Source organism: Macrococcus bovicus, from assembly GCF_004359575.1.
In the GTDB taxonomy this organism is placed as follows: Bacteria; Bacillota; Bacilli; order Staphylococcales; family Staphylococcaceae; genus Macrococcus; species Macrococcus bovicus.
Map to the genome: position 1 here is coordinate 13,170 of NZ_SCWF01000006.1, position 15,296 is coordinate 28,465.

Consider the following 15,296-nt stretch of genomic DNA (forward strand, 5'->3'; position numbering starts at 1 on the left):
AGGCGTTAGTTGGTAGTGGGTATTCCTGCCATCGCTTCCTGATACTGCGCATCTGTAATCAGTTCCTGGGCATGCATCTTATCCAGTGTCGTGCGTGTCCGTTCCTGCAGCGCTGTATCGCTCTGAAACCGGTCCGGGTGATAAGTGCTCGGCGCATTGATGGTACTTGCAAGTATCGCACTCTGCAGGACGGTAATCTGCGGCATCCCTGTATAGCTCGCATCTGTTGTCGTGCCGAAATAAGTATTGGCCGCCTGCTCAATATTATAGAGATCGTTACCGAAATAGATGGTCGTTAAATAGGCGCTGATGATCTCTGATTTAGAATAATGATCTTCAATGCGCTTCGCAATCATCATTTCACTGATTTTGCGGTTCAGCGTCTTCTCACTGGATAAGTATAGGTTCTTGGCCAGCTGCTGCGTAATCGTGCTGCCACCTTGTGAAGCCGACTGATCTTTCAGTGCGATGCCTATCGAACGGCCTGTGCCCTTCCAGTCGATGCCATCATGCTGATAAAACCTCTTGTCTTCAACAGCAATAAATGCAGCTGGCACATATTCCGGCATGTCCTCAGCCGGCACATAATATCTGTTAGCCTGCAGCGCCTTGATGTCGTTCATGTCAGCACTGCTTATCCTGAAGTAGAAGAAGCCGACGACTACAAGCACGCACACCAGAATGACTGACAGCAGCCCACATCCTAATTTCTTCATATACTGCCTCCTTATCTTACTCAACAGTTTAGCAGATTAAGAAGGGTCATCCTATGATTATACGCCTTTTTGCCCATAAATCAGTCCTCGGACCGAGAAAAAAACACCGCCGAAGCGGTGTTGATTATTTAAGTGCATTCACGATAGCTTCATTAAAGTCTGGCAGATCGTCAGGTGTTCTTGATGTCACTAAGTTGTTGTCCACAACCACTGACTCATCCACTACAGTGGCACCTGCATTCTCAAGATCTTTGCGTACTGATAAATAACTTGTCAGCTTGCGTCCTTTTAATTCATCTGTATCGATCAATAGTTGCGGACCATGACAGATAGCAAAGACCGGCTTATCTGCAGTCACGAATTCTTTAGTGAACTTACCGAAACGGCCTTCTTCATCGCCGCGCAGCTGGTCAGGTGAGAAACCGCCAGGAATCAGTAATGCATCATAGTCCGCGGCATTCACGTCGCCGATTGCTTTATCGATAGTCACTTCTGTCTCTTCTTTTTTGCCTTTGACAGTTGAACCGGCTTCTTTACCAATTACTGTTACTTCGTGGCCTTCGTTTTTAATCGCCTCTACCGGGCTTGTATATTCCACATCTTCGAATAAATTGTCCAATACAACTGCTACTTTTTTAGTCATAATTTCTTATTCCTCCTTATAAGCAGTGATAGTTAAATTTACCCGCCTGAGCATACACTAAACATTTAAAGCGCCATGAATTCCTCCATACTGAGTACGGCTACTACTCTTGCTTTATCACTGCCGTCCGGCTTAAAGATGATGGTCGTGCCGGCTGGCGGATACTCTCTTCCGATATACGCTGCCCGTCATCCTTGACCTTGCCATTCAGCTCAGCCGGGACTTCAGAAGGCGGACCGCCTGAACCGGTATAGCGGAAGACGATCACATAACCGCCATCTTTCAGCTGTTCTGCTAAATCAGATGGTGCTTTGACATTTTCGAAATCAACTGCCGACGTCTGTTTGTCTGTGCTGTCTGCTCTTCAGGGGCCTGCTCAGCCTGACAGGCCGTCAGCATTAGAGTGCTTAAGCTCATAACTGTTAATAGGCGCTTCATATGCTCCACTTCGTTCAGATGTAATGGATAGTACCCTATCTATTATAGCGGCTCGCGGTGTCAGAAACGATTGATTTGCTTAATTTTCTTTTCCGTACTAACGTGATAACTGCTTCAACCTGAACGGTCTGCGGGAACATATCGACAGGCTGGATCGCTTCTACATCAAAGGCTTTCGTCAAATGCGCAAGATCTTTGGCAAGCGCTGATGGATTCCGGCTCACATAGACGAGGCGCTTCGGCTTGATTTCATTGAGGACACTGATTTCTTCAGCTGTCAGGCCGGAGCGGTCCGGATTGATCGTGATAACGTCCGGATAGAAGCCGTCATTGATCCACTCCTCAAGCTTATCAGCCGGTTCTCCTATCTCAAATAGACAGTTGTCAATGCGGTTGGCCGCTGCACTGTACGTGGCATTGATGATCTCCTGCTCCTTCAGATCCGTGCCTCGTACTTCGCGGGCATGAGGTGCAAGTTTCATGGCCAGCCCGCCCGCACCGCAGAAGAGGTCAGCTACATGTTCAGTTCCTCTCAGGTTAGCAGCCTTGACGATTTCATCGTAAAGCACATGGGTCTGACTGACGTTGATCGGGAATGCACTGACTGTAGTCACATCATAATGGGTCTCCCCGATTTTCTCGTGGAGGGTCTGTTCACCGTCCAGGATAATCGTCTCTTCTCCTGTCAGTAAATCACGCTCATGATTGATATTCAGTCCGAAACTGGTGACATGCGGCAGTCGCATGATGCGTTCTGTCAGTAAATCCAGTTTTTTCAGCTCGCTTGTTGTGGAGACGAGAATAACCTGGATGTCACCCGTCTCCTCTGCCACTCTGGTCATGATGTAACGGACGCCATCTTCCTTGTTGACATTCTTCGCGACATCGATGTTCAGTTCACTCATAATGGCCTTGACAGCCTGGGTGGTTGTCATGGTCCGTTTGTCCTGTACGATACATTCATCTAAGTCAATCAAGGTGTTTGATTGCTCTTTATAGAGACCAGCACGGATTTTACGGCCGGACTTCTCAACCGGGAACTGATTCTTACTGCGGTAACGGAAGGGCTTTGCCATGCCGATTGTCGGCTTTACTTTATCAGCCTGCACATGTCCGGCGTACTTCTCCAGCGAGTCGATAATAATCTGCTGCTTAAACTTCAGCTGAGCCGCGTAATCCATATGCTGTAGCTGACAGCCCCCACATAAGAAGAAGACCGGACACGGCGGCGTCACACGTTCCGGTGCACGCTCACGTATCTTCAGGACCTTCCCTTCCAGATAACGGGGATTAACTTTCGTCACCTGCGTCAGTACCACTTCTCCCGGCAGCGCGTCCGGTACGAATGTAATCTTGCGCTTGTAATAGCCGATGCCCTCACCATTGATGCCCAGTCTCTTGATAGTCAGAGGAAATTTCTGTCCTATTTTCACTTCTATATCTTTCATTCCAGTCCTCCTACTTGATCGACTTGACTTTTGCTTCTAACTGCTCCAAAATTTCAAGCCATTCATCGATATCTGCCATATCAGTGGTTTCTGGATTCACACTATCAATCGTTTCGATGAAAGCACTTAACTTTTCCTTGATTTCATTTAATGATTCGTTCGCCATTATTACCCTCCTCATCGCTTTATATCGCCCTTTATTATGAACGAGAAGTCCTGAACTTTCAATCTATAGTCGTTGACAATTATTGTCACAATGAGATAATGGTAAGGATTATTTGCGGAAAGAAGGACCCTTATGTTAGTAACGAAACAACGTATCACCCCTCAGTTCGACCCCTGGGAAGCTTATAATGAAGTGGAGAAATACGGCGAAAACAAGCTCTCAAATATCGAGTTCACGACGACGACCCTCTGCAACATGCGCTGTGCACACTGTGCTGTCGGCTATACCTTGCAGGTGAAGGATCCAGATGTCCTGGATATGGATCTCATTTTAAGAAGACTCGATGAAATCCCTCATCTCTCTACCATCAGTGTGACCGGTGGTGAACCGATGTTCTCCAGAAAATCCATTAGAGAAACGGTTAAACCGCTGCTGACATACGCGCAGAAACGAGGCATCTACACGCAGATGAACTCCAACCTCACCATGCCTTATGACCGTTACGAAGATGTCTTCGATCTGGTCGATGTCATGCATATCTCACACAACTGGGGCACAGTTGATGAATTCGCTGAAGTCGGCTTCCATGTCATGGAGAAGAAGCCACCTCTTGCCGCCCGCTACAGGCTCTACGAACAGATGATTGAGAATGCGCGCAGATTATCAGAAGCAGGGATGTTCGTGTCAGCAGAAACCATGCTCAATAAGAATACTCTGCCTTACCTTGAGAAAATCCACAATGAAGTGGTGCACGACATGAAATGCGCTCGGCACGAGATTCATCCGATGTATCCTTCAGATTTCGCTTCCGATATGAATGTCCTGACGCTCGATGAGATGAAACAGGCCATCCGTCATTTGTTGTCATTGCGCGATAAAGAGACCTGGATGCTGTTCGGCACACTGCCCTTCTTCCCGTGCTCAATGAATGAGGATGATCTGCAGCTGCAGGAAACATTGCACATGGACCCCACCATAACGGTCAGAAATGACCCTGACGGTCGTTCACGGCTGAACGTCAATGTCTTCACCGGTGATGTCATCGTCACGGATTTCGGTGATGAGACGGGTACGATCAATAATATCAAGACACATTCACTGCAGTCTATCTATGATCAATGGCAGCAGAGCGCGCTGAATAAGCAGCTGAACTGTCATTGTGCTCCCGTTAAATGTCTAGGGCCGAACTTACTCGTCAAGAATATGTATTATCCAGGCGTTGACTTCAAGGAACGTGAACAGGCGATGCATGAACAGCTGAATAAACGCCACTAAAAAAACGAAGTGAAATCTTTTCACTTCGTTTTTTGATGTATACGCTGCAGCCATAATGCAGTTGACAATAAGCCGATGAGCATGATCACCAGTCCCCATTTCAAATACGGCGGTGTATATCGGATGATGACCTGCTTATCATGCGGCTTGACGTCTACCCCGGTCATCAAGTAGTTGACCGCTTCGACCGGACGTTCCTTGCCATCCACATAGGCAGTCAATCCTGTCGTGTAAGGCATGGGCAGTACAAGTGTTCCCTTGTCACCTTGCAGGTCGACCGAGAATCCTTTCTTTTCTTTCTTGAAGGTCAACGGCTTCTTCTGATACTTTGCGTAAGCCTGACGTAGCTGCTGATAATCTTCCCCCTGGACGGACCTGAGTTCGACGTGATAGGTGCCTTTCGGGAAAGTGATGCGGATGGTTTCTGCTGCCTTTACATTCATCACCGCATCTTTGGCGCGACGTCTATATTTATACTTTTTCTTTGGTTTCATCACTTTCTTCTCATTGACCTGTACATAGAAATCCCGGTCTTCAGGCACGATGATATCGGCCTTCATGGTCAGATAGAGTTCGGTATACGGCTGAATCTTGCTGCGGTCAAACGCCAGCACAAGACCACCGCCATCTTCTTTGACATCAAGTGTCCGGCCCTTGTAGTCAGCATGGTCGGTCGACAGCTTGGCATAAGGGAGTAAATCCGGCACTTGGAAATGGCCAGCCGCTCCTTCTTCCTTAACCACTCCTGCCAGCATGGCGTGCTCACGTTCAAGCGCATTATGCAGGGAAGACGCGGCATATGTTTTGTCAGCCACTCTGACACTAGGTAATGGATAAGGATTTTTCAGCACAGCGTAGCGCTTTGCAGCCACGAAATCATCCATCTGCTTAAACAGAGGAGAGGCATCCGGTTCCGCTGTGATATAGTGGTCGACATTCAGGAGGCTGGCCAGATTTTCTCGTCCTGATAGACGCGCATAATAACTGTTCTTCTGCTTATCCTGCGCGATCTGTAAATCATCTTCGTAGAATTCAAGAATCTTCTTATCAAAAATACTGGAGTAGAGCATCGTGCCGTTGTAACCGTAATACATCGGTGTATTAACAGATGAATTATCATTCAGACTGATGCGTCTCATATCATCTGGCTGCGCATTCTTTAACTGATCAATTTCCTGCTGCATCTTCCTGTTATAGACATCGGCGTAAAAATAATCTGCCGTCTTAAAATACGGGTGCTGGACACCGTAATGATAATCCTGAATCAGGGTCAGCTGGCAGAGTGCAGTAGCCAGAATGATCAGCGACCGCCATCTACCGGTCGGGTTCTTCAAGTAAAACACCATCATCATGACAATAAGCGGTATATAAAGAATCCAGTAATCGAACTGTTGCAGCAGCAAGGCCGAGATCAGCACAACCAGGATGATCGGGCAGGCAGCGAGCAGCAGTTCACGCACCGTCAGTTCAGCAAGATGCTGGATGAACAATGCGGCCAGTATGGCCGTTGAGAATGCCAGAATATAGACCCATCTGCGCTGCGGCATGGAGAAGCCGTTGAACATACTGCCGACAAACGGTGTCAATGAACCGAGCATCAAGATCCACGTAGCGACAGCAAACAGCTTATAGTAGTAATAACGGTATAATTTAAAGGAAAAGAGCGCAATGACAGCTACGAAAATAACGACGAGATGGAAACCACCGTAGAAGATGTTATTATTTGATGACCATTCAATCAACAGCGGCACATTCAACTTCTCGAGCGTCCGGTCATTGTTGATAAAAGAAGTAACGCCGGCGATAAAACCGATATTCCCGACCATAAAACCGATCACCGCTGCCGCCACTGTCTGCAGCACAGCCTGCGGTCTCGTTAAGCGGTCATCATGATGACGTCGTATCACTCTGAGCAGAAAATAGATGCCTACTGCAATCATTTCGTAGTATGCCAGATAGAAATTGGAGAATACCGTCACGGCGATACTCATAATCAATATAAACGGCCTGCCTTTTCTAAGCAGCCGCTCGAGTCCTAATATAGAGAGCGACAGATAGATCATGACATCACTGAAAAATGACCATGTATAGGTGAAGTAATAAAAGATGGTCGACCAGCTGTAAAGAATGGCCGCCAGTAAAGCCGGCCTGTTTTTAAGCCCTATCTCCTTTGCAGCGTAATACATCGCGACAAATACCAAGCTACATTTCAGAATGGCTGTCACATATTGCATATGAATCATCTGGGTGATGACATCTGCATGATTGAACAGCTGATAGACAGCCAGCAGCAAGAAAGTGATATAAGAGACGAGCGATGTGGCATAGTAATAACTGAGGCTGGTAAAGTAATCGCCCCCCAGACCGAAAGAAACATCATAGAATGTCCTGGATTCCTTGAAATGTTCGTAGAGATAGACCTGAAACGGAATCATCTGCTTCATGCCATCACCTTTACCGATATAGAGCACACCATTTGCCACATAGCGATAAAGGTCCGGCAGATAAAAAATCAGACTCATTAAGAGTGCAATCGCTGAGATTGTCATAAAACGTTTTAACATCATTTGGCCCTCGGGTTCTGTCTATTTTTTCCTTTGTCATTATAACAAGAAATATCCTATAAACAAAACGACACCAGTAAACCATTGTTTACTGGTGTGTCATCAGGTATAAAGCTTGGTGGAAAAAAAGTTCAGCAGCTCCTTGCTGTAGACAGAACGTTCTTTTCGTTTGACGGCTCGTTCAGCGCCGGATTGATTCAGCCATCTCTGATCATCATCTTCCGCATAGACTTCCGGCACCTGAACCGGCTGATTATGCACATCAAGCGCCACAAATGTCAGAAAACTGACCGCAGCCAGTTCCTTTCGGCCCTCCAGAATATTCTCTGCGATGACTTTCGTGAACACTTCCATCGAAGAGTTACCTGTATAAGTCACCAGCGCCACGAGTGAAACGATATCACCCGGCCGGATGGGTTTGACGAAGTCCACTGAGTCAGTTGAAGCAGTCACAACCGAATGTCCGCAATGCCTCGTTGCCGCAATAGAAGCGACATCATCTATCATCGCCATCAGTTTGCCGCCGAACAAAGTATTGTGATGATTGGTATCAGACGGGAAAACCTGCTGTGTTTTCACCGTTCTGGATTCAGACATTGATTTTCTTTCTCTCATCAGTTTTCTCCTCATTTGCTCTACAATAAAGGAGATAGTTTCCTACCTCCCCAGTTGTTTGTTATTTAGTGTAAGTCATCTGCAAAGACTTTCTTCTCAAGTGCTTCTTCTGGTGTATCGATAATGTCGGCCTCTCTAGAATCGAAAGCGTGTCTTAAGAAGAACATTAGCATGCCACCGAAAGCGAAAATCGAGAAAAGAAAGGCAATCACAATAAACCACATCATAGCTACTGACATGTTCAGCCTCCTGCTCTTAACAATATAGAATTATCATATCATTATCTATTCAAAATTAAAACGCCCAATTACCATTTATAAAAATAGGTTCCTCGTGACCTTCTGCTGTAATCCCGCTGATATTCATCTCCGCATTACCGATCATGAAATCTTCATGTGTAATCGACTGATTGAGACCCGCCGCATCAAGCTCAGCGTCCGACATCTCTTTACCGCCTTCTAAACAGAACGGATAAGCAGAACCGAGGGCCAGGTGACAGGAGGCATTCTCATCAAACAATGTATTGTAGAAAAGCGTCTGACTGTTAGAGATAGGAGAGTCATGCGGGACAAGTGCCACTTCACCCAGCTGGACAGCATTCTCATCAGACTCAAGCAGACCCTTTAAAATGTCATGGCCGACTTCAGCATGATAATCGACGACTTTACCATCCTTGAAGGTCAAGCTGAAGTTGTCGATGATATTCCCGCCGTAGCTGAGCGGCAGAGAATTTCTGACCGTGCCGTTGACCTGATCCTGATGGGGTACGGTGAACACTTCTTCAGTCGGCATGTTCGCCATGAATTCAACACCGGCCGCACTGACCGAAGAAGCACCGCACCAGATGTGGCCCTCAGGCAGGCCAATCGTCAGGTCTGTGCCTGGTGCACTATACTTCAATGCTTTGTACGCCTTCTTATTTAAGTAATCTGCTTTCAGATGAAGCGTATGGTTATGGTCTTGCCATGCTTTAACTGGATCCTGCTCGTTGGCACGGACAGTGTAAAGCATTAAATCGAGGAGTTTGTCCACCGCTTCTTCCTCAGATAGGTCAGGAAAGACGAGTTTCGCCCAGGCTTTTGACGGATACGCAGCAACCGTCCATGCAAACTGGTCAGACTGCATCATGCGCATATATTCGCGGAAAGCATTACCGTTTGCACGCATCATAGCGCTCACTTTATCCGGATCAGCATCTTTCAGGTTCTCAGGGCTTGAAGAAATCAGTGCCAGTTGTGCAGCGCCGTCCTTGGCATAATCCATGCGCTCATCGACCACATACTGCGGCACCGACTCAAATGCTTCCTGCGGGCGGTACTGCAGGTTCAGCTGCGCCAGCCGGTCATCGCCGTAGCTGACTTTAACATCCTCAGAACCTGCTTTATAGGCTTCCTCTACAACTAAATGCACAAATTCAGCCGCCTCTACCATCGCACGAATATACACTCGCTGCTTCGGCTGTACATTCATCCCCACATGTACAAGAAGCTGTGCATATAATCTTAGTTTTTCCTCTTGGTTTGCAATCATGTTCTAATCCCCTTTTTTCAGTTATTTTCTCAGTTGGCCCAGCGCATCTGTGATCGCTGCGATTTCACTTGCTGATACATGGTCCCGTTTCATGACCATCTCATGAAGATCCTTTAAATCTTCCATTTTAGCATCATCAATATCTTCCGCATTGATGACTCCTTTGTTGATCAGTTTCAATTTTGACATAATGTCTTCTAACATCGCTTCTTTAGTCATAACTGCCCTCCGCTGTCATTAAGCATAATTTCTGAAAAATCTCATCTGCAACAAGTTTACCACATAATATATTAGGATATATAATAGTATTATCCACACACTAACTTAATGGAGGAATCATCATGAATAACAAATTAATTCCTGGTATGCTGATCGGGGCTGCTGTAGGCGCTGCGGTCGCAATGCTCGACAGAAACACTCGTTCTTCTGTCAAAACTCAAGTGAGCAATCTCAATGAACTACGTAAAAATCCATCTACTGCTAAAGATAAATTCGCAAGCATTAAAGATGAAATCATGTACTGGAAAGATCAGATCGAAGAAATTCGCCGCAACAATCCAGAACTTGAAAAAGCCATTCTTGAGACGAAAGATATGCTGACTAAAAAATAAGAAATATTTCTACTTATATTATGAGGAGTGATTCATATGGCTGAAAAGCAGAAGAGCTCTTCTAAATTTTTGACTCAGGCGGCTGATCCGTCTGAGTCAAAAAATTTAGATGAGAGTTATGTCAAAACACAGAAGTTCCAGTCTAAAGAAGCAAAGAAAGAAGATGAGGAGCTTCACGTATCAAAAATCAACAAACCTGTTAAATACAAAGAGGACGGCAACTTTTTCCAGCGTCTCCTTTACCGTGTCGGAAAAGACGATGCATCCGGCTTAGCGGCTCAGCTGGCTTACTATTTCCTGCTGGCTCTTTTCCCGCTGCTTATCTTCTTATTGACGCTTTTACCGTTGTTTAACTTAAAACCAGAGACAATCACCAACATTATCGCGAGTAACGCGCCTGGCGATACCGCGGACACCATCAATACCATCGTAAGTGATGTCATGGCCAACTCATCAGGCGGCTTACTGTCATTCGGTCTGATCGCTGCGTTATGGTCCGCTTCAAATGGTATGACTGCGTTAATGAATGCCTTCAATGTCTCTTATGAAGTAGAAGATGCTCGTAATCCGATTGTGGCTAAACTGCTTAGCGTCTTATTTACAATCATTATGATCTTAGTAGTAGCTATTACTTTAGCGCTGCCGGTATTCGGGGAACAGATCGGTAATCTGTTATTCGGTAAAATCGGTCTCGGTGAGCAATTTGTCTGGATTTTCAATATCGTCAAAGTCATCCTGCCTCTTCTTCTGACATTTATTGTCTTCACAACCTTATATGCGATTGCACCGAACATCAAACTGGCATGGAAATCAGTATTACCAGGTGCGTTATTCGCCACTGTTGCCTGGTTAGGTGCCAGCTATTTATTCGGACTTTACGTCAATAACTTTGCGAATTACTCTAAAACATATGGTAGTATTGGAGGTGTCATCGTTCTGATGACATGGTTATACCTGACTGGCTTCATCATCATTGTCGGGTCGCAGATCAATGCCCTGCTGCACCAGAAGAAGACAGGTCAGTTACCTACTAAACGATAGGAGACACTCATGACACTATTAGAAGAAATCCTGAACTACAATGCGAAATTCGTTGAAGATAAGACCTATGAGAACTACGAAACTTCTAAAGTACCTGCAATGAAAGCCGTTATGCTGACTTGTATGGATACTCGCCTTGTTGAACTGTCCACTAAAGCTCTTGGATTTAAGAACGGTGATGTTAAGCTTGTCAAAAATGCAGGTGCCACCATCACTCATCCATACGGTTCTACGATGAGAAGCTTACTGGTCGGCATTTATGCACTCGGTGCTGAAGAAATCATCATCATGGGACATAAAGACTGTGGTATGGGCGGTATCAATGTAGAAGAGGTCCTGAATACCATGAAAGACCGCGGCATCAAAGAAGAGACCATCTCAATTCTAAAGCATTCCGGTATAGATCTTGATCACTTCTTAGGCGGATTCTCAGATGTCAGAGAAAATGTACGCGCTAATATTGATCTCGTATATAACCATCCACTATTCGATCAGAGTGTACCTGTCCACGGGCTCGTTATCGATCCGCATACAGGTGAAGTGGAACTGATTCAGAATGGCTACGACAAAGTAGTGGAAAAATAATACACATTAAAACCCGGTGCCTCAGGCACCGGGTTTCTTACTGTTGATCAATCAGATGATGTTTAAAGGCGTAGATAACAGCCTGCGTTCTATCCTGCACTTCCAGTTTGCTGAGGATATTGCTGACATGTGTTTTAACAGTCTTGATGGTGATATGGCTTGCATCCGCGATTTCCTGATTGGACATACCGCTGGCAATCAGCAGCAGAATCTCCATTTCACGTTCTGTCAGCATATCATAGAGTTCTGCCTTCTGCTGCATTCGGTTACGCATCTTGGTCATCACTTCGGCCTCAAAGACCGCTTCACCGTTATAGGTCTTCCTGACGACGTCCGCGATGCGGTCAGCGCTTGACGTTTTAAGGATGTAACTGTCTACACCCGCATCCAGTGCCGCGTAAACTTCTTTGTCATTGATAAAGCTGGTCAACATGATCACTTTCGTCTCTGGCATTGAGCTCTTGATTACAGCAGTGGCCTCGATTCCATTCATCTTGTCCATCACCATATCCATCAGGACTACGTCAGGTTGCAATGCCTTGGCTTTATCGATGCCTTCCTGACCATCACTTGCTTCACCGACCACTTCGATGTCCGGCTGTGTCGACAGAAAACTGGATATGCCTATTCTGACCATCTCATGATCATCTACGAACAACACTTTCATATTATCCCTCCTCATTGATCGGAACTTTTATTTCTATGCGTGTACCGCTGTCCGGCGCAGAAATAATCTGGCATGTTCCGCCTATCTCAAGTGCACGCTCTTTCATCGTATTAATGCCGTATCGCGTCTCATCTCTTGTCTCCAGATCAAACCCTCGACCATCATCCGTGATTCGGAGCATCAGGCTTTCAGGAATAGGAAATAGTTCAATCGTCAGTTTGTGTGCTCTTGCATGACGGAGTGTATTCGATATCGCTTCCTGCGTAATACGGAACAGCTGATCTTCTATGCCTTTGGACAGCTTGACAGGCGTCATATCCAGCTGTATTTCAAGCGGTGTCTTCTGCTTCAGGTCCAGCGTCAAGTCTGTGATCCCATCTACCAGGGATTTATTCTGCAGGGCCAGCGGTCTTAAGTGCAGCAGAAGCGCACGCATCTCCTGCTGGGCCTCATGCAGCATGCGTTCAAGCAGATTCATCTGCCTGGTCATCTCTTCACTGAGTTGTTGTGCTTGCACTGCTGATAGCATCATACTTGCTGCAAAGAGCTGCTGACTGACCGAGTCGTGAAGTTCACGTGCCAGACGCTGCCTTTCTTCTTCCACAATTTTTTTGACGATCTGCTCGTTGACACCACTTGTCACCATCTGGTTCTGGTGCTTGATAGTCCGCATGGTCTCATTTAACTTGATGATGGCGCTGAAGACCTCTGCGGCCTCCGGATGTAATTCTATTTCATTCGATGAGCGGATCTTCTCACCATCATCCACTGCGCGAATCTGATTCTTTAACCAGGCATACTGCTCATTCTGCTTGTAAGCGACAAGTGATCCCATAATAATGCATGATAGGATCACAATGACATTCAGAAAGAGCCAGGCTGGTACACCCATGATATAAGAGGTCAGCATCCCCTGGAAGTAGATGATATTCGTGAATATCCTGTCCAGTATATAGAAGATGAATAACAAGCTATAAATGAGTATCAGCATGACACCTATATGTCGTGTGTAATTATTCATCGATGAATAACCTCCAGATCACCGATAATAGAAGAGACCATCACCTTGATCAGTACACCGTTCGGATATTCAGGTGTCAGATAAGTCAGCCGCTGATTTTTTGAGCGCTTGGTAAAGTCATCGATAGTCAGCTGGCCGTAGAGAGATGAATAATCAATTTTGACCTGATAATGATGCGGGACAATAAGGGTGGTCTTACCTAAAAGCTGATGGACGACCACGACATTCTGCTGACGCAGATTTGCTGCTGTTGTCAGGTCAATCAGGATGTCACCTATCGCATGCTGCAGATGTATATCATCAAATTTGTAGACTTCATCCGGCGTTTTCTTCGTATTGAACCAGTTCTGACTGGAGACTCGTAAGTCATTATTCTCTACGGTGATGATTGACGGCTGGCGTCTCGCTATCAGATATCTGAGCGACAGTATAATCAGGAAGCTGAAGAGCAGAATCAAGGTATAAGGATTTGACAGCATGCCAAAAGCGATCAGTGCTATCCCTATCCAGAGCAGCACTAATCCCCTCAGCTTTTTCTTATAGAACTGGCTGCTGTAGACGAGCAGAAGCCCGACCAGCAGGACCAGTATCATACCTGTTTTCATAAAAAATAAGTAATACAAGTTAGAAATAATGAGCAAAATTATAAATGTAATCAAGATTTCAGTTGAAACTAACTGTTTCACATACTCACTTCTCTTTCATTCATCTTCTGTAGCATCATTATCTCATACTGCACTTCTTCTTTCATACTTTCAATCATCGCAAGTGACACTTCAATTTCATGGAGCTCATGATCCAGCTGATTCAGTTTGCTGATATGCATCACGCGATTTGAGCGGAACTCACGTTGACTGCCGTCTTCTGAGTCTATAACCGTTAATTTGAAGTTATAATGGTCATACTGTTTCAGCAGTGCGGCCTGTTCATTTGCTTTCAGTGCTTTCTGGACATTCAGATCCGTTAACCTGTGCTGGAGTTCAGCTATCTTATTAAACAGACTATGATTAATGGCTTTCTTGACCGTGCGGGTCAATACAGATGTGATTCGGCTCATGCTATCATCTCCTCAATGTCCTCATTATAAAAAAAGTTCCTCAAGACGTAAAACGTCTGAGGAACGATTCATCTCTCATACTTTAGTCTGAGATACGTTCAGTCAACAGGAAAGGTCCTTCCTTGGTCACGACAATCGTATGCTCAATCTGAGCCACATAACTTTTATCTTTCGTTTCAAATGCCCAGTCATCCTTGCCGTCGCCGACGATTGTTGCTTTGGACGAAATAAACGGCTCAACAGCGAGAACCATCCCTTCTTTCAGCAGTACTTTATCATGTGGGTCGTAGTAGTTCAGTATATGCTGCGGCTCTTCGTGCAGACTTGTACCGATACCATGGCCTGTCAGGTTCTTGATCACCGTCACGTCATTCTTACGCGCGGTCGCATTAACTGCGCGGCCAATCTGACTGAGTTTCGTCCCTGGTTTCACTTTTTTCATCGCTTCTTCAAATGCCATCAGAGCGACATCGACGACTTTCTGCTTCAGTGGATCGGCACTTTTGCCGACCACAAAGGAAATACCTGTATCCGCATAATAGCCATCTTTACAGCCGGAGACATCTATATTGACGAGGTCGCCTTCTTCAATCACACGTTTGCCGGGTATGCCATGTGCAACTTCTTCATTGACACTGATACATGTATAACCTGGGAAATCATATTCAGTGATGGGTGCCGATTTCGCACCCAGCTTATCAAACATTTCACCGGCGATATTATCCAGTTCTTTTGTGGTGATACCTGCGACTGTATTTTCCTTCAGTGTATCTCTGATCTCCGCGACAATCTGTCCGATCGCTTTCAGTTTTTCAAGTTCCTCATTTGATTTAATAATCATTCTATCTCTTCTTTCATTTGAGTTGTCTCTATATTATAACAAACATTTAATGGTATACTAAATTTAAAAAATGGAATG

General features: G+C 45.6%; 20 protein-coding genes. 4 read left to right on the forward strand and 16 right to left on the reverse strand.

Annotation, left to right across the window (positions count from 1 at the left end; translation table 11 throughout):
• Positions 1–5: 5 nt before the first annotated feature.
• From ERX55_RS06660 to ERX55_RS11420, 6 genes are all read right to left on the reverse strand, one after another.
• The gene (locus ERX55_RS06660; protein WP_133451791.1) at positions 6–716 is read right to left on the reverse strand and encodes a glycosyltransferase; all 711 of its coding nucleotides are present in this window, start codon (positions 714–716) and stop codon (positions 6–8) included.
• 124 nt (positions 717–840) lie between these two features.
• A complete protein-coding gene (locus ERX55_RS06665) occupies positions 841–1,359 on the reverse strand; it encodes a type 1 glutamine amidotransferase domain-containing protein (RefSeq protein WP_133451792.1) in 519 nt (172 codons plus the stop codon).
• Positions 1,360–1,462: 103 nt separating this feature from the next.
• Positions 1,463–1,627: a hypothetical protein gene (locus tag ERX55_RS11410; protein ID WP_165983731.1), complete on the reverse strand. Its 165-nt coding sequence runs from the start codon at positions 1,625–1,627 to the stop codon at positions 1,463–1,465.
• A 26-nt stretch (positions 1,628–1,653) separates the two neighbouring features.
• Entirely contained in the window at positions 1,654–1,797 is a 144-nt protein-coding gene (locus ERX55_RS11415; RefSeq protein ID WP_165983732.1) for a hypothetical protein, read from the reverse strand.
• 35 nt (positions 1,798–1,832) lie between these two features.
• Positions 1,833–3,245 carry a 23S rRNA (uracil(1939)-C(5))-methyltransferase RlmD gene (gene rlmD, locus ERX55_RS06670; protein WP_133451793.1) on the reverse strand — a complete coding sequence of 471 codons (1,413 nt, stop codon included), beginning with the start codon at positions 3,243–3,245 and terminating at the stop codon, positions 1,833–1,835.
• A 10-nt stretch (positions 3,246–3,255) separates the two neighbouring features.
• On the reverse strand, positions 3,256–3,411 hold the full coding sequence (locus tag ERX55_RS11420) for an SE1561 family protein (protein ID WP_165983730.1): 156 nt from the start codon (positions 3,409–3,411) through the stop codon (positions 3,256–3,258).
• Positions 3,412–3,543: 132 nt separating this feature from the next.
• On the opposite strand from ERX55_RS11420, the gene yfkAB reads away from it, so the two are divergent.
• Positions 3,544–4,686, forward strand: coding sequence for a radical SAM/CxCxxxxC motif protein YfkAB (gene yfkAB, locus ERX55_RS06675; RefSeq protein ID WP_133451794.1), 1,143 nt, complete (start codon positions 3,544–3,546; stop codon positions 4,684–4,686).
• A gap of 20 nt (positions 4,687–4,706) precedes the next feature.
• On the opposite strand, the gene ERX55_RS06680 is transcribed toward yfkAB, so the two are convergent.
• The 5 genes from ERX55_RS06680 to ERX55_RS06695 all read right to left on the reverse strand — a co-directional run bounded on the left by ERX55_RS06680 (position 4,707) and on the right by ERX55_RS06695 (position 9,614).
• The gene (locus ERX55_RS06680; protein WP_165983733.1) at positions 4,707–7,250 is read right to left on the reverse strand and encodes a YfhO family protein; all 2,544 of its coding nucleotides are present in this window, start codon (positions 7,248–7,250) and stop codon (positions 4,707–4,709) included.
• A gap of 102 nt (positions 7,251–7,352) precedes the next feature.
• The gene (locus tag ERX55_RS06685) at positions 7,353–7,865 is read right to left on the reverse strand and encodes an acyl-CoA thioesterase (protein WP_133451796.1); all 513 of its coding nucleotides are present in this window, start codon (positions 7,863–7,865) and stop codon (positions 7,353–7,355) included.
• A 65-nt stretch (positions 7,866–7,930) separates the two neighbouring features.
• Positions 7,931–8,104: a hypothetical protein gene (locus ERX55_RS11425; RefSeq protein WP_165983734.1), complete on the reverse strand. Its 174-nt coding sequence runs from the start codon at positions 8,102–8,104 to the stop codon at positions 7,931–7,933.
• Positions 8,105–8,159: 55 nt separating this feature from the next.
• Positions 8,160–9,395, reverse strand: a complete 1,236-nt coding sequence (locus tag ERX55_RS06690; RefSeq protein WP_133451797.1) for an aminopeptidase — start codon at positions 9,393–9,395, stop codon at positions 8,160–8,162.
• Between the two features lie 21 nt (positions 9,396–9,416).
• Positions 9,417–9,614 carry a DUF1128 family protein gene (locus ERX55_RS06695; RefSeq protein WP_243721470.1) on the reverse strand — a complete coding sequence of 66 codons (198 nt, stop codon included), beginning with the start codon at positions 9,612–9,614 and terminating at the stop codon, positions 9,417–9,419.
• 122 nt (positions 9,615–9,736) lie between these two features.
• Between ERX55_RS06695 and ERX55_RS06700 the strand changes: the two genes are divergently transcribed.
• The 3 genes from ERX55_RS06700 to ERX55_RS06710 are packed head-to-tail and all read left to right on the forward strand — an operon-like array spanning position 9,737 to position 11,632.
• Entirely contained in the window at positions 9,737–10,006 is a 270-nt protein-coding gene (locus ERX55_RS06700; RefSeq protein WP_133451798.1) for a YtxH domain-containing protein, read from the forward strand.
• 36 nt (positions 10,007–10,042) lie between these two features.
• Complete coding sequence (locus tag ERX55_RS06705) at positions 10,043–11,047, forward strand: YihY/virulence factor BrkB family protein (protein ID WP_133451799.1); 1,005 nt, start codon at positions 10,043–10,045, stop codon at positions 11,045–11,047.
• A 9-nt stretch (positions 11,048–11,056) separates the two neighbouring features.
• Positions 11,057–11,632: a beta-class carbonic anhydrase gene (locus ERX55_RS06710; protein ID WP_133451800.1), complete on the forward strand. Its 576-nt coding sequence runs from the start codon at positions 11,057–11,059 to the stop codon at positions 11,630–11,632.
• 37 nt (positions 11,633–11,669) lie between these two features.
• Here the strand turns inward: ERX55_RS06710 and ERX55_RS06715 are convergent, their stop codons facing one another.
• From ERX55_RS06715 to map, 5 genes are all read right to left on the reverse strand, one after another.
• A complete protein-coding gene (locus ERX55_RS06715) occupies positions 11,670–12,299 on the reverse strand; it encodes a response regulator transcription factor (protein ID WP_133451801.1) in 630 nt (209 codons plus the stop codon).
• A 1-nt stretch (position 12,300) separates the two neighbouring features.
• Positions 12,301–13,320 (reverse strand): sensor histidine kinase, encoded by a 1,020-nt coding sequence (locus ERX55_RS06720; protein WP_133451802.1) that lies wholly within the window; start codon positions 13,318–13,320, stop codon positions 12,301–12,303.
• Positions 13,317–14,006, reverse strand: coding sequence for a cell wall-active antibiotics response protein LiaF (gene liaF / locus ERX55_RS06725; RefSeq protein ID WP_165983735.1), 690 nt, complete (start codon positions 14,004–14,006; stop codon positions 13,317–13,319). The genes ERX55_RS06720 and liaF overlap by 4 nt, the downstream gene beginning before the upstream one ends.
• Complete coding sequence (locus ERX55_RS06730) at positions 14,003–14,377, reverse strand: hypothetical protein (protein ID WP_133451804.1); 375 nt, start codon at positions 14,375–14,377, stop codon at positions 14,003–14,005. The genes liaF and ERX55_RS06730 overlap by 4 nt, the downstream gene beginning before the upstream one ends.
• Before the next feature lie 82 nt (positions 14,378–14,459).
• Positions 14,460–15,218, reverse strand: coding sequence for a type I methionyl aminopeptidase (gene map, locus ERX55_RS06735; RefSeq protein WP_133451805.1), 759 nt, complete (start codon positions 15,216–15,218; stop codon positions 14,460–14,462).
• Positions 15,219–15,296 lie beyond the last annotated feature (78 nt).